Here is a 23,759-nt window from a genome sequence, read left to right as displayed (position 1 = left end):
GCGAAAACCGGTGGTCACGGTCATTGTGCGCGGGCGGCGATGAGGGCGGCGGCCATGGCGGCGAGGGCGAAACGGGGTTTGACGTTCTGGTCGAGCGCTTCGCGGCAGGCGAGGACGGCGTCGATGGATTTCAGCAGACCCTCGGGGGGCACGCGTTCGGCCAGCTCGTGGATCTCGTCGGACAGGTCCGGGTGAGTGAGCGCGACGCCGGAGCCGAGCCGGGTGGCGCCGAATCGGACGGCCAGCGCGTCCCGGTAGACGCCTGCCACGTCGATCAGCGCGCGATCGAGTGCGTCGCGGCCGGTGCGGGTCGCGCGCGATTTCTGCCGTCGCTCCAGATCCTTGAGGACGCCCGCGGAGCCGCGGGTTGCGCTCGCCGCGCCCTTTCCTGTGCCACCCGCACCCATCGCCGTGGCCAGTTCCTCGCGCTCACGTTCGTCGCGGGTCGCGCTCATCTGCTTGGCCTCGTCGTCGGCCGCGCGGACCAGCTCGTCAGCGGCGGCGTAGGCCGCACCGGGTTTTCCGGACGCGGCGACCAACGCCAGAGCGCGCCGACGGCGAGCTCGCGCCTCCTCGTCGGTGGCGAGCCTGCGGGCCCGGCCGACATGCCCGCCGCTGATGGAGGCGGCCCAGTTCGCGGTCTTCTCATCGAGCTTGTCGCGTTCCCGGAGCACCCGTGCGATGGCGGGCACCGAAGGCGTCACCAGGTGCACATGCCGACAGCGGGAGCGCAGCGTGATCGAGATGTCCTCCGGATCCACCGAGGGCGCGCAGAGCAGGAACACCGTCCGGTCCGGCGGCTCCTCGACGACCTTGAGCAGCACATTGCCCGCCGCCTCGGTCAACCGGTCGGCATCCTCGATGACCACCACCTGCCAGCGCCCCGTGCTCGGCCTACGCGAGGCCACCTGCACGATCTCGCGCATCTCCTTGGTGCTGATACTCAGACCCTCGGGCACCACCCGGCGAACGTCGCCATGTGTGCCCGCCATGGTGGTGGTGCAGGCGTGACACCTGCCGCACCCGGGTATCTCCGAGTCGGTGCACTGCAACGCCGCCGCAAAGCACAGCGCCGCAACGGATCTGCCCGACCCCGGCGGACCGGTGAACAACCACGAATGCGTCATCGCGCCGTCGACCGTGCCCCCGCGCGCCGCGACGGCGGCGGCAGTCAGCTCGGACTCGACCGCCTCCTGGCCGACCAACCGATCGAAGACACCCGCCACGCCGTACACCCTAGCCGCCCCTCCCGACAAACCCCGGCCGGTCTCGGACACCACCCTCGCCACCGCCGACGCCCATGGCCCGGCGCGGCCACACCGCTCGGCCCCGCCGCGCACACCCAGCCGGCCGGACACCACGCGACTCCACCGCCCACACCCAGCCGGCCGGACACCACGCGACTCCACCGCCCACACCCAGCCGGCCGGACACCGCCCGACTCAGCCATACACCGCCCGGTCAGCCACACATACCCGGCTCCACCACGAACATTCGGCCATACCCGCACCACCCGCCTGACCACGCATAGCGCGGCTGGTCCACGCACCGCCCGACCAGCCCACACACAGGCGCTGACCAGCGAGATCGACGCCTCGCACGCCTCGCTGCTCTCCCGGCCCGACGCCGTGGCCGCAGTGCTCCAGGCCGCCGCTGCGTGCTGATCGCCGCACCTGGCGGGAGGTGATCGTGGATCCACCGACCGCACGGTCACGTCCCGCTCGGCGGTTTCCGGGCCGGTGCGTCGCGGTCCTGCCGCGTCGGCCGGACCTCACCCCGCTTCCGCGCGCACGCCCGGCTCGCCGCACACCACCCACCCAGCCCCGCACACCCGGCCAGACCAACACCGGGCCCGCCCAATACTGCGCGACGCATTCAGCTCGGCGGAGACAGCTATGCCGGACCACCGCGATCCCGGCAGCCACGGCACCGGTTGCCCTGGCTCGCGCGACTAGGAGGCGCGCTGCGCTGTGCTGTTCGCCCCGTCCAGCGCCTCGCGGATGATGTCGGCGTGGCCCGAGTGGTGCGCTATCTCCCGCAGAATGTGCAGCACCGTGTAGCGCACCGACTGCCAGATCCGCTCCGGAGTCCACGGCGCCGTCGGCGTCGGGATCGAGCTGTCGAGGCTGTCCACCGAACGGATCAGCTCCGCCGTCGCCGCGGCGACCTCGTCCCAGGTGGCCAGCAGACCGGCGACGGTTTCCTCGGCGGCCATGACGTACTCGCCGCCGAACTTCGAGACATCCAGTTCCGCGTTCTCGTCCCGCTGCACGATCACCGAGGTCCAGTGCCGTTCGCAGCTGACCAGGTGGTGCAGCAGACCGCCGAGGGTCAGCTCGCTCTCCGTGGTCCGCCGCCGCGCCTGCTCGTCGTCTACGCCGCGCAGGGTGATGCGGAAGAGCGCGCGCTGGTCGGCGAGCATCGCGATCAGATCCTCGCGTTCCTGTTCTGTACTCATGGCGCTCAGGCTACGGCCACGAGTCGAGAACTCACGACTTCCCGACGCCGCTCTTCTTCGCCGCAGCCTTCTGCGCCGCGGTCTTCTTGGCCACCGTCTTCGTGGTGGTCGTCGCCTTCTTGGCGGCGGTCTTCTTGGCCGCGGTCTTCTTGGCGGGCGCCTTCTTCGCGGCGGTCTTCTTGGCCGCCTTCTTCACCGGTCCGCGCGCCCGCCGGTCGGCGAGCAGTTCCATGGCCCGTTCGGGAGTGATCGACTCGATCTCGTCACCCTTGCGCAAGGTCGCGTTGGTCTCGCCATCGGTGACATACGGGCCGAAGCGGCCGTCCTTGATCACCATCGGCTTGCCGGTGGCCGAGTCGTCGCCGAGCTCACGCAGCGGGGCGGCGCTCGAAGCCTGCCGTCCACGACGCTTGGGCTCCGCGTAGATCTTCAGCGCCTCGTCCAGCGTCACCGTGAAGATCTGGTCTTCGGTGTTCAGCGACCGCGAGTCGGTGCCCTTCTTCAGGTAGGGCCCGTACCGTCCGTTCTGCGCGGTGATCTCCTCGCCGCTGGCCGGGTCGGCGCCGACCACGCGCGGCAGCGACAGCAGCTTCAGCGCGTCGTCGAGCGTGATGGTGGACAGGTCCATGGACTTGAAGAGCGAACCGGTGCGCGGCTTGGGCGCCGCGGCCTTCTTCGCGGTCTTCTTGGCGGGTTCCTGCCCCACGGCGACCTGCGGTTCGGGCAGGATCTCGGTGACGTACGGACCGAAACGCCCTTCCTTGGCGACGATCTCGTGCCCGGACTCGGGGTCCACGCCGAGCGATCGCCCTTCCTGCGGCGTCGCGAAGAGCTTCTCGGCGACCTCGGGGGTCAGCTCGTCCGGCGGCAGGTCGTCGGGCAGGTTGGCCCGCTGCGACACCGAATTGCCCTCGGGGTCATCGGGATCGGCGACCATCCGCTCCAGGTACGGCCCGTACTTGCCGACCCGGACGACGACGTCGCGTCCGGCGGAATCGCTGAACAGCTTGATGGAGTTGATTTCTCGCGCGTCGATGTCGTCGAGCCGCTCCCCGACCATCTTCTTCAGACCGCCGGACCGCGCGACCGAGCCTTCCACGCCGTGGTCGCCGCCGAAGTAGAAGCTGGACAACCAGTTTCCGCGCTGCTCGCGCCCGCCCGCGATGGCGTCGAGGTCGTCCTCCATGGCGGCGGTGAAGTCGAAATCGACCAGTCGGCCGAAATGTTCTTCCAGCAGGCCGATCACGGCGAACGCCACCCACGACGGCACCAGCGCGCTGCCGCGCTTGTAGACGTAGCCGCGATCGAGAATCGTCTTGATGATCGACGAATACGTCGACGGACGGCCGATGCCGAGCTCTTCGAGCGTCTTGATCAGCGACGCCTCGGTGTAGCGCGCGGGCGGGTTGGTGCTGTGCCCGTCGGGATTCAGCTCGACCGCGGTGACCGCTTGGCCTTCCTCCAGCGCGGGCAGCCTGGACTCGGCGTCGTCGGACTGGCCGCCGGCCTCCTCGTCGACGCTCTCCACGTAGGCCTTCAGGAAGCCGGGGAACGTGATGGTGCGTCCGGAGGCGGAGAACACGCACTCCTCGCCGGTGCCTGCGACACCGGTGATGCGCAGCGTCAGCGTGGTGCCCCTGGCATCGGCCATCTGGGAGGCGACGGTGCGCTGCCAGATGAGTTCGTAGAGCCGGAACTCGTCGTTGTCCAGGCGCGCGTGCAGCTGGCCCGGCGTGGCGAACGTGTCGCCGGCCGGGCGGATCGCCTCGTGTGCCTCCTGCGCGTTCTTCACCTTGCGGTTGTACTGGCGCGCGGTCGGGTGCACGAACTCGGCGCCGTAGAGCTGAGTCGCCTGTGCTCTGGCCGCGGCGATGGCCGACTCCGACAGCGTGGTCGAGTCGGTACGCATGTAGGTGATGTAGCCGTTCTCGTACAGACGCTGCGCGACCCGCATGGTCCGCTCGGAGGTGAAACGGAGTTTGCGCCCCGCCTCCTGCTGCAGCGTCGATGTCATGAACGGCGGATACGGCTTGCGGGTGTACGGCTTGGCCTCCGCCGAGGAGACCACCAGGTCGGCGCCGTCCAGCGCCTCGGCCAGCCGCCGTGCGTAGCCTTCGTCCAATACGACGACACCGCTGACCGCTTTGAGCTGCCCGTCCGATCCGAAGTCACGTCCGGTGGCGACCCGCGCCCCGTCGACGGTGACCAGCCGAGCACCGAAAGTCCTCGGGTTGGTGGCGTCAATGCCCTCTCCGTTACCCGCGTCCAGCTTGGCGGCGATGTCCCAGTACTCGGCGGAACGGAACGCCATCCGCTCGCGCTCCCGCTGCACGATCACCCGGGTGGCCACCGACTGCACGCGGCCGGCCGACAGCCGCGGCATGACCTTCTTCCACAGCACCGGGCTGACCTCGTAGCCGTAGAGCCGGTCCAGGATGCGGCGGGTCTCCTGCGCGTCGACCAGGTCGTTGTCGAGATCGCGGGTGTCCGCGGCCGCGGCCTGGATGGCGGGTTCGGTGATCTCGTGGAACACCATCCGCCGGACCGGCACCTTGGGTTTGAGCGTCTCCAGCAGGTGCCAGGCGATCGCCTCGCCCTCGCGGTCGGGGTCGGTGGCCAGATAGAGCTCGTCGGCGTCCTTCAGCAGGCTCTTGAGCTCGGTGACCTTGGCCTTCTTGTCCGGGCTCACGACGTAGATGGGTTCGAAATCGTTGTCCACGTCCACGCCGAGCCGCGCCCAGGACTGGCCCTTGTACTTGGCCGGGACGTCCGCCGCGCCCCGCGGCAGATCCCGGATATGGCCGACCGACGCCTCGACCGTGTAGTTACGACCGAGGTACGGCGCGATCTTGCGGGCCTTGGTCGGGGACTCGACGATCACGAGACGACGCAGGGCACGGCCCTGGTCGGCTGCACCGCGGTCTCGTGTTGCCACCGGCGAATACACCTTTCCTGATCGACCCGCGCTGCGTTGTTTCCCGCTGTGCGCGGCTGGGGTAAGCGGCTGCGACGGCTGAACGTCGCACCAGACACGTTTATACCGTGACGCCGCGTGTGGTCGAGTGCTTGCGACTCGAACCACTGAGCGTACGCGCGTCAGTTCGAATCAGTATGCCTTGTCTTTTCGCCACACTTGCGCCGCGGCGTGCTCAGCGGGCCGTTCCGCCGCCGCACGCGGGCCGTGACTACCCCAGATATAGCTCGTCCCCCACCCCGTTGCCGGTGGTGAGGGACGAGCTGTGGATCCCTGCGCCGCTCAGCTGAGCGCACGCACTCCGGTGGCCTGCGGGCCCTTGGTGCCCTGGCCGACCTCGAACTCGACCTTCTGGTTCTCCTCGAGGGTGCGGAAACCCGAACCCTGGATCTCGGAGTAGTGGACGAAGACGTCAGCGGAGCCGTCCTCCGGCGCGATGAAGCCGAACCCCTTCTCCGCGTTGAACCACTTCACAGTTCCCTGTGCCATTCTGTTCCTTCTCTTTTCTTACCGGAACGGCGGACAACTGGGTTCGTCCACCGGGTCCGTTCCGACCGCTGTACTGTTGGTTCCCCCTGCAAGGAAAGCACCAAGCACACCGTTCGCAACATCGATCCTGCTGACGGTTTGGACTTTGGATCCGTCCCTCGAACACAGAAGCTTGCGACCAGGAACCAGTGAACCATGTCTTCGGGCAATTCAACAGTCGAGTTACCGACAATTTGCAAAAAAGTTGATCTTGCGAATGCGCAGGTGAGGGACACAATGGTGGAATCCAGACTTGGGGTTCGTTTGCTCGCTGATAACAGAGTCGACGTTCAGCAAAGAAGCTGTGACCCAGGTCGCTATTGGGTATCGAAATGGCAGGTGGGGCTTCCCGGACGCACACGTTTCACACTTCCCGAGCGTGTTGCGGGGTTCGCCTCGTGAATCCGGCGGACTCAGCGCTGCGCGCGCAGCCTCGAACCGGCCTCAGCTACGGGACATCGTTGCTGAATCGTGTCCTAGTCGGCGGACCGGATGGCGACCCCCGGCTGACCCATGTGGTCGAGCTGCCCGCACGGGCCGCCGATCGCTCCGCCTGGCCCGCATGGGCATCGCCGGAAGTGATTGCGGCGATACGCGACACCGGCATCGACGCGCCCTGGCGCCATCAGGTGGACACGGCGGATTCGGCGTTCCACGGCCGGAACGTGGTGGTGAGCACCGGGACGGCCTCGGGCAAGTCGCTCGGATACCAGTTGCCGGTACTCACGGCGCTGCAAGCGGATCCGAAGGCCACCGCACTGTATTTGTCGCCGACGAAGGCGCTCGGCGCCGATCAGCTGCGCACGGTCGGCGCGCTGACCCACGAAGGTCCGCTGCGTGATGTCCATCCGGCCACCTACGACGGCGATACGCCGGCCGAGATCCGCCAGTGGGTCCGCGCGAACGCGCGCTGGGTTTTCACCAACCCCGACATGCTTCATCTGGGCATACTGCGGTCCCACCAGCGCTGGGCGCGCGTGCTGCGCAAGCTGCGCTACGTGGTGATCGACGAATGCCACGCCTATCGCGGTGTTTTCGGCTCGCACGTCGCGCTGGTGCTGCGCAGGCTGCGGCGGATCGCCGCACGATACGGCGCCGATCCCGTGTTCGTGCTCTGCTCGGCGACTTCGGCCGAGCCGGCGGCGGCCGCGTCGCGTCTGATCGGAGCGCCGTGCGTGGCGGTCACCCGAGACGGATCACCGCAGGGCCCACGCACGGTCGCGCTCTGGGAACCACCCCTGCTCACCGCGATGACCGGCGAAAACGGCGCACCGGTGCGCAGGGCAGCCACCGCGGAAGCGGCGCGGATCATGGCTGATCTGGTGGGCGAAGGGGCGCGGACCTTGACTTTCGTCCGGTCACGCCGGGCCGCGGAGCTGACCGCGATGGAAGCCAAAAGGCTGTTGGCCGAGGTCGACCCCGACCTGGCCGCGCGCGTGGCGCCCTACCGGGGGGGATATCTAGCCGAGGATCGGCGCGCTCTGGAAGCGGCGTTGTCGGACGGATCGCTGCTGGGCGCGGCGACGACCAACGCGCTGGAGCTCGGCGTCGATATCGCGGGGCTGGATGCCGTGGTCATCTCCGGTTTCCCGGGGACGGTGGCCTCGTTCTGGCAGCAGGCCGGGCGGGCTGGACGACGCACCCAGGGATCGCTGGTCCTGCTCGTGGCGCGGGACGATCCGTTGGACACCTACCTGGTCCACCACCCCGAAGCACTGCTGGACAAGCCGGTCGAGGCCACCATTACCGATCCGCGAAATCCCTACGTGCTGGGGCCGCAACTACTCTGCGCCGCGCTCGAGCTTCCGCTCACCGACGCCGAGGTGGACGACTTCGGCGCCCGCGAGGTACTCGGCGATCTGTCCGCGCAGGGGCTGATCAGGCGTCGTGGAGCCGAAGACCGTGCGCGCTGGTACGTGACCGCGGAGACCCAGCCGCACGACGCGGTCGACGTCCGGGGCGGGATCGGCGCTCCGGTGGCCATCGTGGACGGCGAGACCGGCAGGCTGCTGGGCACCGCCGACGCGGGGCGGGCCCAGGCGACGCTGCACCAGGGCGCCGTTCACCTGCATCAGGGTGAGACCTACGTGGTCGATGAGCTGGATCCCGCGGACGGCGTGGCCTTCGTGCACGCCGCCGAGCCCGGGTGGACCACCAGCGCACGTCAGGTGACCTCGATCGCCGTCGACGCGGTGACCGAGTACCGCGCCCACGGTCACGTGACGGCTGGGCTGGCACAGGTGCGGGTCACCAGCCAAGTGATCGGCTACCTGCGCACGCTGGTCACCGGCGAAGTGCTCGACCTGGTCGAACTGGATCTGCCACCACAGACGCTGCCAACCCGGGCGGTCATGTACACGGTGACACCGGAGTTGTTGGCCCTGGCCGGAATCGCCCCCCAGGACGTCCCCGGAGCACTGCACGCGGCCGAACACGCAGCGATCGGGCTGTTGCCGCTGGTGGCGACCTGCGACCGCTGGGACATCGGCGGTGTCTCCACCGCCGAGCATCCCGATACCGGGCTGCCCACCGTCTTCGTCTACGACGGCCAAGCCGGCGGCGCGGGTTTCGCCGAGCGCGGATTCGCCCAGCTACGCCAGTGGCTTTCGGCAACGCGGCTGGCCATCGAGTCGTGCGGCTGCGCGGCAGGCTGTCCGTCCTGCGTCCAGTCGCCCAAGTGCGGCAACGGGAACCACCCGCTGGACAAGGTGGCGGCGGCACGCCTGCTCACCGCCGTCCTGGCCGAACTGTCGGCCGATGAGGACGCGACGCTCGATTCGTGACAACGCGGAGCCTGGCCCGTGACCGGTTGTCGACCTTGCCAGCGAACATGCCGGCCGCGTTGGGACACGTCCTAGTGGAATGGCACTGCTTCACCCTCCTCGGAATAAAAAGGAATAGATTCATGTTAACTAGACTATTGCCACCGCCTCCATTGCGGACATGCGCATCCATTCGCTTTTGATATCCGGACTCCGGCAGGGAATTCCACGAGGCCCTTTTAACCCGCCAGTAGAATTACCGATTTCCGCTACCGGAAGCGACGTAAGGGTGAGTGTGTATCGAACTCTGTCACTCTTCAACCGGTCCGGCTCGGGCGCTCGCCCGAACGATGCGATCGCCATACAGACCTATTGGTACATTCCTTTCCACAGTCACCGTGACATCCCACTCCCTTGCGCCGCACGCGCGGATTCGCGTGCCCATCCGCCGCGCCAGCTCTTCGGCCTTGTCGCATGCGGGATCGACGCCTTCGACCAATGCGCCCGCCGCGGCGAGGGCCGCCAGATCCGCGGCTGCCTGCGCTCGATGTCGCGCCACCACCACGAAGCCCACCTGCGCGATCAGGAGCGTCGCCCCGATCAGTGCCACGAGCGCTAGACACCCGAAGACGGTCGCCAACCCGTCCTCAGAGCACACCCGCCGACCGCTGCACACCCTTCGGTCACCGATCTCGGCCTCAGCGCGATGGCTCGGGCCTCCCACGTCACTGCGCACGACCCGACGCTGACGCCGGGGGGCCCAGTTGCGGCAGCGTCGGTCGCCGATCTCAGCCTCGGTACGGCGGTGGCCCGGGCCTCTCACGTCACCGCCCACAACCTGACGCTGATGCCAGGATGCCCCGTTCCGGCAGCGTCGGTCGCCGATCTCGGCCTCGGTACGGTCTCCCGGCCTCTCGCGTCACTGCCCACAATCCGTCGCGACGCCAGGAGACCCCGCTCCGGCAGCGTCGGTCGATGATCCCGGCCTCAGTGCGGGCGCCCGGGCCTCTCACGTCACACCCCACGACTCGCCCCCGACGCAGGGAGATCCCGCTCCGGCGGCGTCGGTCATCGATCTCGGCCTCGGCCGGTACAGTCTCCCGGCCTCTCGCGTCACTGCCCACAATCCGTCGCGGCGCCAGGAGACCCCGCTCCGGCAGCGTCCGTCGATGATCCCGGCCTCAGTATGGGCGCCTGGGCCTCTCACGTCACACCCCACAACCCGCCCCTGACGTCAAGAAATCCCGTCCCGGCGGCGTCGGTTGGGGGCCATCCACTCGCAGCCGCCCGACCGTCAGCGCCGCCTTCACGTTGAAGCCCCGGGTTCGAGGGCTGCGACCGCTTCCGCGCGGAGGGTGAGCAGGGGAAGTAGCGGTGTTCGGGCGGAAACCACGGCTATGGCCCGGGTGCCCTCGATGCGGAGCGCGATGTCGGCCGACGGTGGGGCGATGCGCTCCGCCGCGGGGAGGGCGTTCGCACGATCGCCCCGTGCGGCGAGGCGGGCCGCCTCACGGGCGGCGTCGACACAGCGGACCTGTGTCGACGCCGCCAGCAGAGCACCGAGACAGAGCACGACGGCGGTGACGACCGCGGTGAGTGCGAGCGCGGCCTCGACCGTCACCGCGCCCCGGTCGTCGCCCAGTCCCGGCGCGGCATGACACCGTCGCGCCTCGGCTACACCGATGTGTTGAGCGCCCGATCGATGATCTTCGTCAGCGCGTTCACGATGCTGTCGCCCGTCACCACGCCGTAGAGCACGGCGCCGAACGCCGCCGCCGCGATCGTGCCGATCGCGTACTCCGCCGTGCTCATGCCGTCCTCCGCGACCACCGCCCGCAGCACTCCCGCACGCAGACCCATATATACAGCCCTCAGCCTTCGGCCCACGGACCTCGCGACCCCCTCGATACGCACCCGATTCCTCCTTTCCGGCCCGTGCGGCCCATCCGCGCGGGCACGCTTCTTCCGGTGCGGTGCGCGGCGGCACCGGACACCGCCGTCCCGGAATCACCTGAGCACCGCCGACGTCCAGGTCGGGGCCGGAGACCACCGGAACCGCTCGCCCGTCGACAGCAAAACCCGGAGGCGCGAGGTAGCACCCGCCGAACGCCGGCGGTGGCACAGCGCGCAGGGCGGTCACCGGTACACCGAAGACTCCGAACACCGCCGGACTGCCGGACCGTAGGTAGATAGACCAGCCGTGCGGCGCCATCCCCGGCGTATGTCGGCAGCAGCGGCGAGCATGGACGCGGCCGCGCACCGAATCCAGCCCGGTGGCCAACGAGGTGCCGCCACCGGACGGCGCATCGCCCGCCGCAGCTCGATGACGCACCAGAAGGTCGGCGACGAACTGGTGACGCTGCAGGCCGCCGACCACGAAACGACCGCCACCACCCTCGCGTGGGAGATGAGACATAGGGACGAGCGCATGTCGCCCCCTTTGCCTGCGCGCACACCGAGGCACCCGCACGTACCGGTACGCCGCAGCCCGCCGAACCGGTGCGAGCCCACCGCGCGCACGCTGTCGAGCCCGCACCGTAGGTGGCAAAGCCACACCGTGATGCGCGGCTATAGGAGACCGCCGTCGAGTACTCGGCCCGCCAAGCCGATGACGACCGGGACGATGCCGAGGCAGACGAAGGCAGGCAGGAAGCACAAACCCAGGGGGCCGCCGATCAAGACGCCTGCCCGCTCCGCCTTCGCGGCTGCCGAGTCTTCGACCGCCGATCGACGCTGCTCGGCCAGCTCGGTGACCGCGGCGGCCAGTGACGACCCGGACCGCGCAGAACGGCGGGCCATCCGGGCCAGAGACTCGATCTCCTCGGCTCCGGGACGCGCGTTCGAATCCCGGGCGACCCGTTCCCAGGCCGTGGCCGCGTCGGCACCCAAGGCGAGCGAGTCCGCCGCCCGGCGCAGAGCTTCGCCGATGGGTTCCGGAGCTTCTGGCGCCACGGCTCGCGCCGCGGCAGCCATGGGAAGCCCGGCGCGCAGGCAGGCGGCCAGCAGATCGAGAACCGAGGCGACAGCCAGTGCATCGGCCGCCTGATTCCTTCGGCGCGACGACGCGGCCGGTCCGCGGGGGCGTGTTCCGCGGAGGGCATGCAGCCGTCGACGCACGGCCACCCGTCCCGGCAGCAGCACTAATGCGGTCGCCACCAGCAGCAATGGCAGTGCCGTCCCCTGGGTGAACGCCATCGTCAGCCTTCCTCACAGATCCTGTTGCGCGAGAGCCACATGCACGGACCGTCGCCAGGCCGCGCGCGGCGGCACCGGCTGCGACGACAACAGCCGCTCGGACGGGCAGGCCTCCGAGCCGCGACTCCTCGCCCACCGGCCATGCCCTCGACCGCGGCTGCCGGATATTCGGCCGACCTCGGCCGACCGTCGAAAGTGATTTCATATCAGCACCTTTCGCGTAATGGCATCGGTCCACAGCAAGCCCGCGCAGGCCAGGGCCGCCCCGAGCGGCAGCAACACCGTCCCCGCGGACGAGACGAAGAGAACGTGCATAGGCGACGCACCCATCAGTTGGCCCAGCGCTATACCGAGAAACGGCAAGCAGGCCAGGACCGCGGCGGTGGCGCGTGCACCGGCCAGCGCGGCGGTGGTGCGGCCGTGGAATCGAATGCGTCCTGCGAGATCCGTCCGTGCTGCCGACAGCAATTCGGCCAGTGCCAGACCGTGCTGCTCGGCCACCTGCCAGGCGCCCGCGACTCGGGAAAGTTCGACAGCCACAGGCGATTCCGGGCGGCGCAGGCCCTCCGCCGCCGAGCCGCCGAGCCGGCTGCGTGCGGCGCCGACGGCGAACGCGTGCGCCGATTCGCCCCGCACCTCACGTGCGGCCACCTCGGCGGCAGCACTCGGGTGGGCTCCCACGCGCAATTCGGCTATCACGGCCTCCAACGCATCGAGCAGGTGTCCGCGCTCGACATTCCTGCGCCGGTCCCGCGCCGCCCGGCGGCTTCGCAGCCCAAGCGTTCCAGCGACCACGCCGACCGCGAGAAACGGACCTGTCCCGAAAGCGACGAGCGCAAGCACGACGCCTGCGACCGCACCGGCCCGAAGGATGGTTCCCCGCTGCGGCATTCGAGGCCGGTCGGGCGCGGTGAACAGCTGACCGAATCGGCGTCGGGACCGCGGGGCGGGGACCACGAGCAGCGCCAGCGCGATGCACAACACCGCGCCGCTCATCGGTCGAGCCGCTCGGAGAGCAGGCTGGACAGGTCCGCGGCGGCGGGAGCCGCACCCGTTTCGTGCCAAGCCGGTGTGATCCGCACGCGACCCGCATCGGTGCGGTGCACGAGACCGATCTCGCGCAGGCCGCGCGAGCCGTCGGATCGGCGGTGCACATGCAGGACGACCTGCACCGCGGCGGCGAGTTGACTGTGCAGAGCCGCTCGATCCATTCCGCCCAGCGCGGCGAGGGCTTCCAGACGGGCCGGAACCTCTTGCGGCGAGTTGGCGTGCACCGTGCCCGCCCCGCCGTCGTGACCGGTGTTCAACGCGGTCAGCAGGTCGACCACCTCGGCGCCCCTGACCTCGCCGACCACGATCCGGTCCGGCCGCATACGCAGCGCTTGACGAACCAGGTCGCGCACCGTGACCTCGCCGACGCCCTCCACATTCGCCGTCCTGGCGACCAGGCGGACCACGTGGGGATGTGGCGGCGCGAGTTCGGCCGCATCCTCGACACAGACGATCCGCTCGGACGGATCCACCGTGGCGAGCAGACCGGACAGCAGCGTCGTCTTCCCGGCTCCGGTGCCGCCGACCACGAGGAATGCCAGCTTCGCCCGGACGATCCGCTCCAGCAGCAGCTTCGCGGCGGCGGGCACCGAACCCGCCGCGGCGAGCGCGTCCAGCCCCTGGGTGGCCGGACGGAGTACGCGCAGCGACAGACAGGTGCCGCCGTGCGCGACCGGCGCGAGTACCGCGTGCAAGCGAACCCCGAACGAATCCCCCAACGCCGCACCCGTTCCGGTCAGCCGACCGTCCACCCATGGTTGCGCGTCGTCGAGTCGCCGCCCCGCCGACAGCGCCAAGCGCTGCGCCAGCCGCCGTACCGCGGCCTCGTCGGAGAAGGTGACGGAAGTCTTCTCCAGTCCGTGCCCGCGGTCGATCCAGACCGCGTCCGGACCGGTGACCAAGACGTCCGCGACATGCGGATCGTGCAGCAGCGGTTCGAGTACGCCCGCGCCGGTCAGCTCGGTCTGTAACAACCGCAGAGCCCGCAGCAGGTCGGTGTCGCCCAGCACTCCGCCCGCCTCGGCACGGATCGCGGCGGCGACCTGCGCCGGATCCGGATCGCCGGTTTCGGTGGCCAATCGCTCTCGGACCCGGTCCAGCAGCTCGCTGGTCAGTATCGCGCTCATCGCCGCTGCCCGGGTGCCGCGCTGAGCACGCCGAGCACGGCATCGGCGGCATCGCGCAGCGGTCCGCGGCGGAGCGAAATCCCACCGCGCTCCAGACGGTGCGCCAAGCCGGCCTGAGCGCCGACGGCGGCGAGCAGCGGAAGGTCGAGCACCTCGGCGACCTCGGCTCCGCGTAGCCCGCCGGGTGCGGGCCCACGAACGATCAAGCCCTGGTTCGGGTTTCGCCGCGCTATGTGGGCGGCGACCGCTTCGGCCGCGGCAACTGCTCGCAGGCGCGCCGGAACCACCAGCACCACGAGATCCGCCGAGTCGAGCATCTGGTCGGCATGCGGCCCGCGCTCGCCCGAAATGTCACAAACTACGAAATCGCCTGCGGCACGGCCCGCTTCGATCACCGCCCGGACTCCGGCCGAGCCGAGTTCGCGTGGCAACCGCCCCGCACCGCAGCGCCCGCAGGACAACACCGCCAGCCCCGGCGCCGCGACGGGCAGGGCGCCGTGCAGCGCAGACGCGGACACGCGCCCGTCCTCCACCACCAGGTCGGGCCAGCGCAGGCCCGGCGTGTTCTCGATGCCGAGCAGCAGGTCGAGACCACCGGCGAAGGGTGCGCCATCGACCAGCAAGGTCTCGCGCCGGAACCCTTCGGCGGCGGCGCGCAGCGCGATCGCGACGGCGAGGGTGGACGCCCCGGCTCCGCCGCCCGCCCCCGCTACGGCGACCACGACGCCGTCGCCCGCGCGCTGCTCGCCGTACTCAGCAAACATCTCGATGAGCCCCACCGCGGCGCCAGGAAGAGCGATAGCTCGCTCGGCACCGACCGACGCGGCGGCCTGCCAGTCGAGCAAATCTGGCTCACCGTCGGTTACCAGCACCACGCCGGTCCTGCGCAGATATCCGGCCGTGGCCGCCTCCTGCGCCGCACGGGTGTCCAGGATCACCAGCGGGGCGCCCGTCCAGGCGTGTCGGCCGACGGGTTGGGTCCGCTCGTCGAGTGCCCGTTCGGCGGCCGCCGCGATCCGCCGGACTTCGTCGCGCAGCCGATCGTCATCGATGAGCACGAGGGCGGGCGGGGGTCCGCTCGGCTCCGATGCTTCGAGGTTCATGCAGGTCAGCGTCGCTGAACTCGAACAGGGAAAGAAGGGGCCGGATGCCGAATGTGGATAACTCGCGGGCTGTGGACAACTATCCAGGCCGCGCGGCCTATCGAGCCCTCCCTGGAATAGAGGACGGCCCCAGCCGGGGGGGGAGGAGGCTGGGGCCGTCGGGGTTCAGCCCCGGGGGGTCGGGCTGAACGCGCCTGGACTATGTCCAGGTGCCAGCAATACTACACCCAAGCCCCGGCCACCACGCAAGTCTGCCATCGGACATCTTTGTGGCCGCTGTAGCCCCGGCGTCTGCGGGGCAAACTTCTCCGCTGCGCCGCCCACGGCGGCCGCGCCGCCCGGAACACCGCGTGCCGAACGAGAGCGGCCGAAGTCCATCCGCCGCCCATACCGGGCCGATTGCAGGCAAGACAGCCACATAACAGGCCAGGCGGATCGGTCCGCGATCAGTGACCGGCCGCCCCGATGCAGCGCCTCTGGACAGACTCCGCACAGATCCACAGGACGGACCGAGCGAAGCCGAGAGGTCGCCGGTCCGAGTTCCAACGAGCCCGAACACAGGCGACTCGAGGACTGCGAACGAGCACCGCCGAACGAAGTGCCCCGGCTCCGCGCCTAGCGGATGCGATGCCGCCACCTATCCTGGTCGGGTGGACAACTCAGCCACCGAGGGCGGACGCGTCGCCGCCTTCTTCGATCTGGACAAGACCGTGATCGCGAAGTCGAGCACGTTCGTGTTCAGCAAGCCCTTCTACGCGCAGGGGCTCTTGAACCGGCGCGCCGTCCTGGAGAGCAGCTACGCCCACTTCCTGTTCCTGCTGTCGGGCGCCGACCACGACCAGATGGAACGGATGCGCGCGCACCTGACCAGCATGTGCGCGGGCTGGGACGTCGAACAGGTGAAATCCATTGTGGCCGAGACGCTGCACGAGCTGGTCGATCCGCTGATCTACGCGGAGGCGGCCGACCTGATCGCCGACCACAAGATCCGGGGGCACGACGTGGTGATCGTCTCGGCCTCCGGCGAGGAGATCGTGGGCCCGATCGCCGAAGCGCTCGGCGCCTCGCACACCGCGGCCACCCGGATGGTCGTGGCGGACGGTAAGTACACCGGCGAGGTGGAGTTCTACTGCTACGGCGAGGGCAAGGTCACCGCCGTCGAGAAACTCGCCGCCGGCGAGGGTTACGACCTGGCCCGCTGCTACGCCTACTCCGACTCGATCACCGATCTGCCGCTGCTCGGCGCGGTGGGGCACCCCACGGCGGTCAACCCGGATCGCAATCTGCGCCGCGAGGCCACCGCGCGCGGCTGGCCGATCCTGACCTTCTCCAACCCGGTGTCGCTCTGGGCGCGCTTCCAGGCGCCGTCCTCGACGACACTCGCTGCCACGGCCGCGGTCGGCTTGAGCGCGGTGCTGGCCGGTGCGATCAGCTACCGGATGCTGCGCCGGCGACGCTGAGATCCGGCCGCTCGAGCGCTCGCCCCTACCCGGGACGCCAGATGCTTGCCGAGGGGTTCGCCGACTTAGCAGACACGGCGAAGGACCAGGCATTTAACCACGAAACGCCGAGAAACACGCCGATTATTCGATGCCTTTCGACCTCTTGATGTGAGTGCAGTCACAGTGTAGAAAGGTAACTACGGAAGGACGGAAGGCCAAGGCAGCACCGGAAGAGAAGGCACTGTCTCCCGACCCTCTTTCCCAGCACGGACACCAGGCACCCACGCGGAGCGCGCCGCGACAAGGGCAGAAGCGTTGTGGGCCTGCGAAATACGGATAGTCGACGGCGAAGGCCTCGCACAGGTTGCGGGGATGAACCGGCCGATGTCCGGATTGTCGCCGAGGCCGCAGAACACAACCCAATTAGCACGCTTGGTAACCGGGTAGTCCGTGCTAGCGGGCGGTGCGGTCGACAGACAACGCCGCCCGCTTTGACGTGTACAGGGGGATCATCCCGCCGCCGAGTCGGCGATCGACGTGGCCTCGCGAGCACCGTCCTCGAACGCCCCGCAGCAGTAGATCACCCAACCGCCCACGGCCTCTGAATCGCCGCTGCCGAACCCGGCGGCCGCGTCCAGGTACGCCTGACGCCTGCGCAGCCAGAACACCTCGGGGACGCCGAGGCTGTGCGGGTCCAGCCCACTGGACACCGCGACCAGCCGGGAGGCCGCCCGCGCGACCACGCCGTCGGCCGTTCCGAACGGCCGCAGCGCCAGTAGCTCCCCGTGTACTACGGCGGCGAGCACCGGCGCGGGCGCCCGCGAGCCGAGCACCGTCTGCGCCAGCAGATCCAGCCGCTGTGCCACACCCGAGTCGCCGCGCGGCCTGCCGAGCGTCTCCTCCCGCTCCACCAGATCGGCCGCGGCGAGCAGGTGCAGCCGCGCCAATGCCTGCAGCGGCGCGCGCTGCCAGATGCCGACCAGATTCCGCAGCGCGTCGCCGTCCAGCGCCTGACCGACGCGCAGCGAACCGGCCAGAATCGGGTCCGCCACGCGCCCGTCGGCGGGGATGTCCGTGCTGCCGCCATCGATCGCCGCCGAGGACCGGGCCGCACGCACCGCGGCCTCGGCCGCTGTGGTCGGCCACCCGCGCCGGTTCGCTTTGTGCCGGTGCACCGCGGCGAGCGCGTCGCGGGCGCGGTCGGCCGCGTCCCGGACACCGGGCAGATCGACGAGGGGCTGGAGCGGATCGGTCACGGGATACGAGGCTACTTGCGCCCGCGGGGAGCGATCCGCGCGCCCGGCCCGCCTACCCGGCCAGCAGATCGCGTCCCGGGATCGCGTCGAGCAGCTTGCGCGTGTACTCCTGCTGGGGATCGTCGAACACCTCGTCGGCCGTCGCCGCTTCGACCACCTTGCCCTGCTGCATGACCAGCACGTCGTCGGCGATCTGCCGGACGACGGCCAGATCGTGGGTGATGAACAGATAGGCCAGCCCCAGCTCCGCCTGCAGGTCGTTGAGCAGCCGGAGGATCTGGGCCTGCACCAGGACGTCGAGCGCGGAGACCGCCTCGTCGCACACCACCACTTCGGGCCGCAGCGCGAGCGCACGCGCGACCGCCACACGCTGACGCTGTCCGCCGGACAGCTCGTTGGGGTAGCGCCGCATGACGCCGGCAGGCAGCGCGACCTTGTCGAGCAGTTCCCGCACCGTCGCCTCCCGCTCTGTGGGAGTTCCGATCTCGTGGGTCCGCAACGGCTCCTCGATGGTGCGGTAGATCGTGTACATCGGGTCGAGCGAGCCGTACGGGTCCTGGAAGATCGGCTGCACTCGACGTCGGAACGCGAAGGCTCCCTTGCGATCCAGGGTCGCCACGTCCTTGCCGTCGAAGGTGACCGAGCCGGAGCTGGGTTCCAGCAGACCGAGCACCATGCGCGCCACCGTCGTCTTACCCGAACCGGATTCGCCGACGATCGCCGTGGTCGCCCCGCGCCGCAGCCGGAACGACACATCGTCCACCGCGACGAACTCGCTGGACTTCCACGGTGCACGAGCGCGAATGCGGAAGGTCTTCGTCAGGTGCTCGGCCACCACCACTTCGTCCGGCACCGCCGTGGCCCCCGCGTCATCGGCTGCTACCTGCACGGCCTGCGCGTGGATCTCGGCTCGGCGCCGCACCGCGGACCGGCGCTGCGCGGCCAGCGAGGGCGCGGAGCTCACCAGCCGCTTGGTGTACAGATGCTGGGGATCGCGCAGAATCCGCAGGGCGGGCCCGGATTCCACGACGCGGCCGCGATACATCACCACCAGGTGTTCGGCACGCTCGGCCGCCAAACCGAGATCGTGGGTGATCAGCAGGACCGCGGTGCCGAGGTCGGCGGTGAGCTGCTCGAGGTGGTCGAGGATCTGCCGCTGCACGGTCACGTCGAGCGCCGAGGTCGGCTCGTCGGCGATGAGCAGCTTGGGCCGGCAGGACAGGCCGATCGCGATCAACGCCCGCTGGCGCATGCCCCCGGAGAACTCGTGCGGGTACTGGTTGACCCGCCGTCCGGCGTCGGGCATGCCCGCTTCCTCGAGCAGCTCCACCGCTCGCTTCGCGGCGGCCTTGCCCTTCGCGATGCCGTTGGCCTCGAGCGTCTCGCGGATCTGGAATCCGATCTTCCACACCGGGTTCAGATTCGACATCGGGTCCTGCGGGACCAGCCCGATGCCGCTGCCGCGGACCGCGACGATCTCTCGCTTCGAGGCAGCGGTGAGATCCTTGCCGTCGAATCTGATCGAACCGGAGGTGATCCGGCCGCTGCCGGGCAGCAAGTCGATGATCGCGTGCGCGGTGGTCGACTTGCCCGAACCCGATTCGCCGACGATGGCCACGGTCTGGCCGGGATAGACCGACAGGCTCACATCGCGCACCGCGGGCACCGGCTTGCCGTCGGCGGTGAAACTCACGTTCAGATCGGTGATCTCCAGCAGCGGCCGCGCGGACTCGCTCATCGCTTCCTCGCCTTCGGGTCGAGGGCATCCCGCACGGCGTCGCCCAGCATGATGAAGCTCAGCACGGTCAGCGCCAGCGCCGTCGCCGGATAGAACAGGATGGCCGAGGTGCGGATCTCCTTCTGCCCGGTGGCGATGTCCGCGCCCCAGGACACCACCGTGCGCGGCAGTCCTACGCCGAGATACGACAGCGTCGCCTCGGTGACGATGAAGACGCCCAGCCAGAGCGTGGTCACCACGATCAGCGGGCCCGCCGCGTTCGGCAGCACATGGCGCAGCAGCGTCTGGATCCGGGAGACGCCCAACGCTTTCGCCGCCGTCACGTAGTCGCTGTTCTTCGCCTGGATCACCGCGCTGCGGGCGATCCGCGCCGCCTGCGGCCAGGTGAACGAGGCGAGGATGACGATCACCGTCCAGATCGTGCGTGCGTCCAGCAGCTGCATGATCACGATCGCGGCCAGCATCAGCGGGATGGCGTAGAAGATCTCGGCGACCCGGGAGACGATCGAGTCCAGCGGCCCGCCGTAGAACCCCGACAGCGCCCCGAGCGTTCCGCCGATCAGCACGAACAACAGCGTCGCACCCACCCCGGCGACCACCGAAGCCCGCGCGCCGTAGACGGTTCGGGCGTAGATGTCGCACCCTTGCTTGTCGAAACCGAACGGGTGGCCCGCGCTGCGCGGGTCCATGCTGAAATCGCCGTTGCAGTAGCGCGGATCCTGATCGGTGAACAACCCCGGCCAGATCACTACGATCAGCACGAACACGATCAGCACCGCCGCCACAACGAAGATCGGGTTGCGCCGCAGCTGCCGCCACGCGTCGCGCCAGATGCTGGTCGGCGCGCCCGCGTCCAGAACCGCGTCGGTGGCGAGCACCTCGACCTCGTCGGGCGGTGCGACGAAGTGCTCCTGGCCACGGCGCGCCGCGTCCACGCGCTCGGTCGGGTCAGGCATAGCGGATCCTCGGATCGAGTGCGGCGTAGAGCAGGTCGACGATCAAGTTGGTGAGCAGGAAGATGACGATCAGCACCGTGACGAACGAGACCACGGTCGGCGGCTCGCCCCTGGTGATGGCCTGATACAGCGTGCCGCCGACGCCGGGGATGTTGAAGATGCCCTCCGTGACGATCGCGCCGCCCATCAGCGCGCCCAGGTCGGCGCCGACGAAGGTGACCACCGGGATCATCGAGTTGCGCAGGATGTGCACGGTCACCACCCGCGGCCTACCGAGTCCCTTTGCGGTCGCGGTGCGCACGTAGTCGGCGGACATGTTCTCCGCCACCGAGTTCCGGGTCAATCGCAGAACGTAGGCGAACGAGAGCGAGCCGAGCACGAACGCGGGCACCAGCAGTTCGCCGACTGTCGCCTTCCCGGAGACGGTCACGGGAGCGATCCCCCACTTGACCCCGAGCAGATACTGCGCGAGGAAGCCCACCACGAAGACCGGCACCGCGATGACCATCAGGCTGACCACGAGCATTGCCGAATCGAACGGTTTGCCCTTGCGCAGGCCGGCGATCAGACCGAACAGCACGCCGAAGACCGACTCGATCAACACCGCCATGAACGCCAGCTTGATGGTGATCGGAAACGCGCGCGCGAGTTCGTCCCGCACCGGCCTACCGGAGAAGGCGGTGCCGAAGTCCAGCGTGACGATGCCCTTCAGATACAGCAGGTACTGCACGATGAAGGGCTCGTCCAGGTGGTAGCGCGCCCGCAACTGTGCCTCCACCGCGGGCGTCATCGGCTTGTCACCGGCGAGCGCGTGGATCGGGTCGCCCGGGAGGACGAACACCAGGGCATAGATGAGCAGCGTCGCACCGAGGAACACGGGGATCATCTGAAGCAGACGCCGCCCGACATACCAGGCCATTTCACCTCCCGGGTAACACCGCCGAGCGCCACGTGGACGCCGGGCGGCCAGCGGCTACTTCTCGATGTTCTCGAAGGCGAACAGACCGTTCCAAGCGAGTTCGGCCCTGCGCACACGGTCGGAGCGGCCCGCCGCGGCCACGTAGTCGAACACGGGGATATCGGCCAGGTCCTTGATCAGCAGGGCCTGTGCCTGCGCGACGATCTTGTAGGACTCCTCCTGGGTCGGGGCGGCCAAGGCGGCATCGAGCAGGCGGTCGAATTCGGGGTTGGCGTAGTCGACGTTGTTGGTATCGGAGTAGCTGTAGTACTGGGAGGTGAGGAACTGCAGCATCGTCGGGTAGTCGCCCTGCCAGCCGTAGCGGAACGCCTTGTTGATGGTGTGGGCGTTCACCTCGTCGCGGATGTTCTTGAACGTCGGGTACGGCACGCCGATGGCGTCGATGCCGAGCGTGTTCTTGACGCTGTTGGCCACCGCCTCGATCCAGGCCTGGTGGCCGCCGTCGGAGTTGTAGGCGATCTCGTAGCGGCCCGACCACGGCGAGATCGCGTCGGCCTGCGCCCACACCTTCTTGGCCTCGTCGGGGTTGTACTTCAGCACCTCCGCGCCGGGCAGGTTCGGCTCGAAACCGGGCAGTGTGCTCGCGGTGAAGTCGCGCGCCGGAATCCGGGTGCCGTGGAAGATGTTCTGCGCGATCTGTTCTCGGTTGATCGCCATCGAGATCGCCCGGCGCCGCAGCAACCCTTCCTGGCCGGAGAAGTGCGCGACGTTGGACTGGATGCCGATGTGCTGGTTCTGCGCGGTCGGCTTGGTGATCGCGCGGTCGCCGAGATCCTGCTGGTAGGAGGTGAGCGCGCTGTCGGGCACGGTGTCGAGCGCGTCGAGATTGCCCGCCTGCAGATCCGCGTAGGCGGTGTCGAAGGACTGGTACATCACGAACCGCAGCCCCTTGTTCTTGGCCGGGCGGCCGCCGGGATAGTCCGGGTTGGGCACGAGGTCGATCTTGACGTTGTGCTCCCACGCCCCGGTCCGGGCGAACTTGTAGGGGCCGTTGCCGATCGGGTTCTCCCCGAATGCCTTGATGTCCTTGAACGCGGCTTCGGGCAACGGATAGAACGGCGCGTACCCGAGTTCGGTCTCGAAGTCGATCGAGGGCGCTTTCAGCTCGATGGTGAAGGTGCGGTCATCGATCACCTTCAGACCCGACATCGTCTGTGCCGTAGGCTTTTCCGCGGACACCTCGTCGAAACCGACGATGGGCCCGAACACGTAGCTCTGCAACTGCGCGTTGCTGCCGAGCGCCCCGTAGTTCCAGGCGTCGACGAACGATTTCGCCGTCACCGGGGTGCCGTCGGTGAACTTCCAGTCCGGTTTGATGGTCACCCGGTAGTTCTTCCGATCCGAGGTCTGGATCGACTCCGCCATCTCGTCGTGCGCTTTGCCCGCGGCGTCGTAGTACTTCAGGCCCGCGAACAGCCGGTCGACCACCCGCCCGCCCATGTTCTCGTTGGTGTTGGTGGGCACCAGAGGATTCTGCGGCTCGCCGCCGTTGACGGTGACGATGTCGGCGTCGGCGCCGTCGCCCGGGGAACATGCGGACAGTCCGAGACTCGTGGCCAGCACGACCGCCGCGGTCAGCGCCATCGCTCTGTGGAATTTCAACGCGTCCTCCCGGTGCGAGAAGGGGGGAGCCGGACGCCACTCGCGCGAGGTCCATCAGCGCATGCCGCCACGATCCCCCTGTTTGGTTGGCAGAGTAACCACCGGCGCGGGCACTGTCACCTGATTGATCCGAGTTCGTTGTACTTGTTACCGATCCGGCAACGTTGCCGAAACACCCCGGCTTTCCTGCGAAAATGGCTCCTCCGGCCGAGATATCGCCAATCGAGCGGCCGAGCGGGGAACGCCGCGCGCCGACGCCGAGGATGGCGGAGCCCGGCGGTGCGCGGCCGGCTCGACCCGGGCGCCACACCGTACGCGGCGTAGGTCACAGTTGATTACTGTCGAACTCGGCTGCGTCGAATCGTGCGCTCAGGCTACGTGGAAAGAAGAGACGAGATGACTGAAACCAGCGCCGACCACAGGGACTCCTACCCACCGACCGCGGAGTTCGCCGCGGCGGCGAACGCCGATGCCGGGCTCTACGAGCGGGCGGCGGCCGATCGCGACGCGTTCTGGGCCGAGCAGGCCGGGCGGCTGCACTGGCACGAACCGTTCGGCCAGGTGCTGGATTGGAGTGACGCGCCGGTGG

General features: G+C 69.1%; 19 protein-coding genes. 3 read left to right on the top strand and 16 right to left on the bottom strand.

Translation table 11 applies throughout. The features are described 5' to 3' along the window. Positions 1 to 20: 20 nt before the first annotated feature. From ON19_RS02180 to ON19_RS02165, 4 genes are all read right to left on the bottom strand, one after another. Positions 21 to 1,226: a DNA polymerase III subunit delta' gene (locus ON19_RS02180; RefSeq protein ID WP_043685820.1), complete on the bottom strand. Its 1,206-nt coding sequence runs from the start codon at positions 1,224 to 1,226 to the stop codon at positions 21 to 23. 725 nt (positions 1,227 to 1,951) lie between these two features. Then, positions 1,952 to 2,458: a mycothiol transferase gene (locus ON19_RS02175; protein WP_043685780.1), complete on the bottom strand. Its 507-nt coding sequence runs from the start codon at positions 2,456 to 2,458 to the stop codon at positions 1,952 to 1,954. A 31-nt stretch (positions 2,459 to 2,489) separates the two neighbouring features. After that, entirely contained in the window at positions 2,490 to 5,393 is a 2,904-nt protein-coding gene (gene topA, locus ON19_RS02170) for a type I DNA topoisomerase (protein WP_043685774.1), read from the bottom strand. 321 nt (positions 5,394 to 5,714) lie between these two features. Next, entirely contained in the window at positions 5,715 to 5,921 is a 207-nt protein-coding gene (locus ON19_RS02165; protein ID WP_011206895.1) for a cold-shock protein, read from the bottom strand. A 500-nt stretch (positions 5,922 to 6,421) separates the two neighbouring features. On the opposite strand from ON19_RS02165, the gene ON19_RS02160 reads away from it, so the two are divergent. Further along, positions 6,422 to 8,743 carry a DEAD/DEAH box helicase gene (locus ON19_RS02160; RefSeq protein WP_227954565.1) on the top strand — a complete coding sequence of 774 codons (2,322 nt, stop codon included), beginning with the start codon at positions 6,422 to 6,424 and terminating at the stop codon, positions 8,741 to 8,743. 289 nt (positions 8,744 to 9,032) lie between these two features. On the opposite strand, the gene ON19_RS02155 is transcribed toward ON19_RS02160, so the two are convergent. From ON19_RS02155 to ssd, 7 genes are all read right to left on the bottom strand, one after another. Beyond that, the gene (locus ON19_RS02155) at positions 9,033 to 9,380 is read right to left on the bottom strand and encodes an Rv3654c family TadE-like protein (protein ID WP_169334152.1); all 348 of its coding nucleotides are present in this window, start codon (positions 9,378 to 9,380) and stop codon (positions 9,033 to 9,035) included. A gap of 648 nt (positions 9,381 to 10,028) precedes the next feature. Further along, a complete protein-coding gene (locus ON19_RS02150; protein ID WP_083899093.1) occupies positions 10,029 to 10,343 on the bottom strand; it encodes a TadE family type IV pilus minor pilin in 315 nt (104 codons plus the stop codon). A gap of 53 nt (positions 10,344 to 10,396) precedes the next feature. Continuing rightward, positions 10,397 to 10,582 carry a DUF4244 domain-containing protein gene (locus ON19_RS02145; protein WP_043685768.1) on the bottom strand — a complete coding sequence of 62 codons (186 nt, stop codon included), beginning with the start codon at positions 10,580 to 10,582 and terminating at the stop codon, positions 10,397 to 10,399. A 708-nt stretch (positions 10,583 to 11,290) separates the two neighbouring features. Further along, entirely contained in the window at positions 11,291 to 11,917 is a 627-nt protein-coding gene (locus ON19_RS02140; protein WP_043685765.1) for a type II secretion system F family protein, read from the bottom strand. A gap of 201 nt (positions 11,918 to 12,118) precedes the next feature. Continuing rightward, the gene (locus ON19_RS02135; protein ID WP_043685762.1) at positions 12,119 to 12,913 is read right to left on the bottom strand and encodes a type II secretion system F family protein; all 795 of its coding nucleotides are present in this window, start codon (positions 12,911 to 12,913) and stop codon (positions 12,119 to 12,121) included. Beyond that, positions 12,910 to 14,094, bottom strand: a complete 1,185-nt coding sequence (locus ON19_RS02130; protein WP_043685759.1) for a TadA family conjugal transfer-associated ATPase — start codon at positions 14,092 to 14,094, stop codon at positions 12,910 to 12,912. The genes ON19_RS02135 and ON19_RS02130 overlap by 4 nt, the downstream gene beginning before the upstream one ends. Further along, on the bottom strand, positions 14,091 to 15,197 hold the full coding sequence (gene ssd / locus ON19_RS02125) for a septum site-determining protein Ssd (RefSeq protein WP_051168450.1): 1,107 nt from the start codon (positions 15,195 to 15,197) through the stop codon (positions 14,091 to 14,093). Before ssd ends, ON19_RS02130 begins: the two co-directional genes overlap by 4 nt. Before the next feature lie 650 nt (positions 15,198 to 15,847). On the opposite strand from ssd, the gene ON19_RS02120 reads away from it, so the two are divergent. Continuing rightward, a complete protein-coding gene (locus ON19_RS02120; protein ID WP_043685756.1) occupies positions 15,848 to 16,657 on the top strand; it encodes an HAD family hydrolase in 810 nt (269 codons plus the stop codon). 491 nt (positions 16,658 to 17,148) lie between these two features. Here ON19_RS02120 and ON19_RS02115 read toward each other — a convergent pair whose 3' ends face one another. Genes ON19_RS02115 through ON19_RS02095 form a run of 5 tightly spaced genes read right to left on the bottom strand, consistent with a single transcriptional unit; the run spans position 17,149 to position 23,152 of the window. Then, positions 17,149 to 17,895 (bottom strand): Fic family protein, encoded by a 747-nt coding sequence (locus tag ON19_RS02115; protein ID WP_043685752.1) that lies wholly within the window; start codon positions 17,893 to 17,895, stop codon positions 17,149 to 17,151. Positions 17,896 to 17,947: 52 nt separating this feature from the next. Then, positions 17,948 to 19,633, bottom strand: a complete 1,686-nt coding sequence (locus tag ON19_RS02110; protein ID WP_043685749.1) for a dipeptide ABC transporter ATP-binding protein — start codon at positions 19,631 to 19,633, stop codon at positions 17,948 to 17,950. Next, positions 19,630 to 20,589, bottom strand: a complete 960-nt coding sequence (locus ON19_RS02105) for an ABC transporter permease (protein WP_051168449.1) — start codon at positions 20,587 to 20,589, stop codon at positions 19,630 to 19,632. The genes ON19_RS02110 and ON19_RS02105 overlap by 4 nt, the downstream gene beginning before the upstream one ends. Then, positions 20,582 to 21,508, bottom strand: coding sequence for an ABC transporter permease (locus tag ON19_RS02100; RefSeq protein ID WP_043685746.1), 927 nt, complete (start codon positions 21,506 to 21,508; stop codon positions 20,582 to 20,584). The genes ON19_RS02105 and ON19_RS02100 overlap by 8 nt, the downstream gene beginning before the upstream one ends. 54 nt (positions 21,509 to 21,562) lie before the next feature. After that, positions 21,563 to 23,152: a peptide ABC transporter substrate-binding protein gene (locus tag ON19_RS02095; protein ID WP_043685744.1), complete on the bottom strand. Its 1,590-nt coding sequence runs from the start codon at positions 23,150 to 23,152 to the stop codon at positions 21,563 to 21,565. Between the two features lie 414 nt (positions 23,153 to 23,566). On the opposite strand from ON19_RS02095, the gene ON19_RS02090 reads away from it, so the two are divergent. Next, positions 23,567 to 23,759 (top strand): acetyl-coenzyme A synthetase N-terminal domain-containing protein (locus ON19_RS02090; protein WP_043685740.1); only part of this gene is annotated, 193 nt, incomplete at its 3' end.

The organism is Nocardia abscessus NBRC 100374, assembly GCF_000308455.1.
GTDB classification, from domain to species: Bacteria; Actinomycetota; Actinomycetes; order Mycobacteriales; family Mycobacteriaceae; genus Nocardia; species Nocardia abscessus.
Note: the sequence above shows the minus strand (reverse complement) of the source record. Positions and strands in the feature narration are given on the sequence as shown.

Excerpts from the sequence above, each read along its gene's own strand:
- ON19_RS02175 (WP_043685780.1), bottom strand. The coding sequence starts at position 2,458 with ATGAGTACAGAACAGGAACGCGAGGATCTGATCGCGATGCTCGCCGAC.
- ON19_RS02165 (WP_011206895.1), bottom strand. The coding sequence starts at position 5,921 with ATGGCACAGGGAACTGTGAAGTGGTTCAACGCGGAGAAGGGGTTCGGC.
- ON19_RS02145 (WP_043685768.1), bottom strand. The coding sequence starts at position 10,582 with ATGGGTCTGCGTGCGGGAGTGCTGCGGGCGGTGGTCGCGGAGGACGGC.
- ON19_RS02140 (WP_043685765.1), bottom strand. The coding sequence starts at position 11,917 with ATGGCGTTCACCCAGGGGACGGCACTGCCATTGCTGCTGGTGGCGACC.
- ON19_RS02135 (WP_043685762.1), bottom strand. The coding sequence starts at position 12,913 with ATGAGCGGCGCGGTGTTGTGCATCGCGCTGGCGCTGCTCGTGGTCCCC.
- ON19_RS02130 (WP_043685759.1), bottom strand. The coding sequence starts at position 14,094 with ATGAGCGCGATACTGACCAGCGAGCTGCTGGACCGGGTCCGAGAGCGA.
- ssd (WP_051168450.1), bottom strand. The coding sequence starts at position 15,197 with ATGAACCTCGAAGCATCGGAGCCGAGCGGACCCCCGCCCGCCCTCGTG.
- ON19_RS02110 (WP_043685749.1), bottom strand. The coding sequence starts at position 19,633 with ATGAGCGAGTCCGCGCGGCCGCTGCTGGAGATCACCGATCTGAACGTG.
- ON19_RS02105 (WP_051168449.1), bottom strand. The coding sequence starts at position 20,589 with ATGCCTGACCCGACCGAGCGCGTGGACGCGGCGCGCCGTGGCCAGGAG.
- ON19_RS02100 (WP_043685746.1), bottom strand. The coding sequence starts at position 21,508 with ATGGCCTGGTATGTCGGGCGGCGTCTGCTTCAGATGATCCCCGTGTTC.
- ON19_RS02095 (WP_043685744.1), bottom strand. The coding sequence starts at position 23,152 with ATGGCGCTGACCGCGGCGGTCGTGCTGGCCACGAGTCTCGGACTGTCC.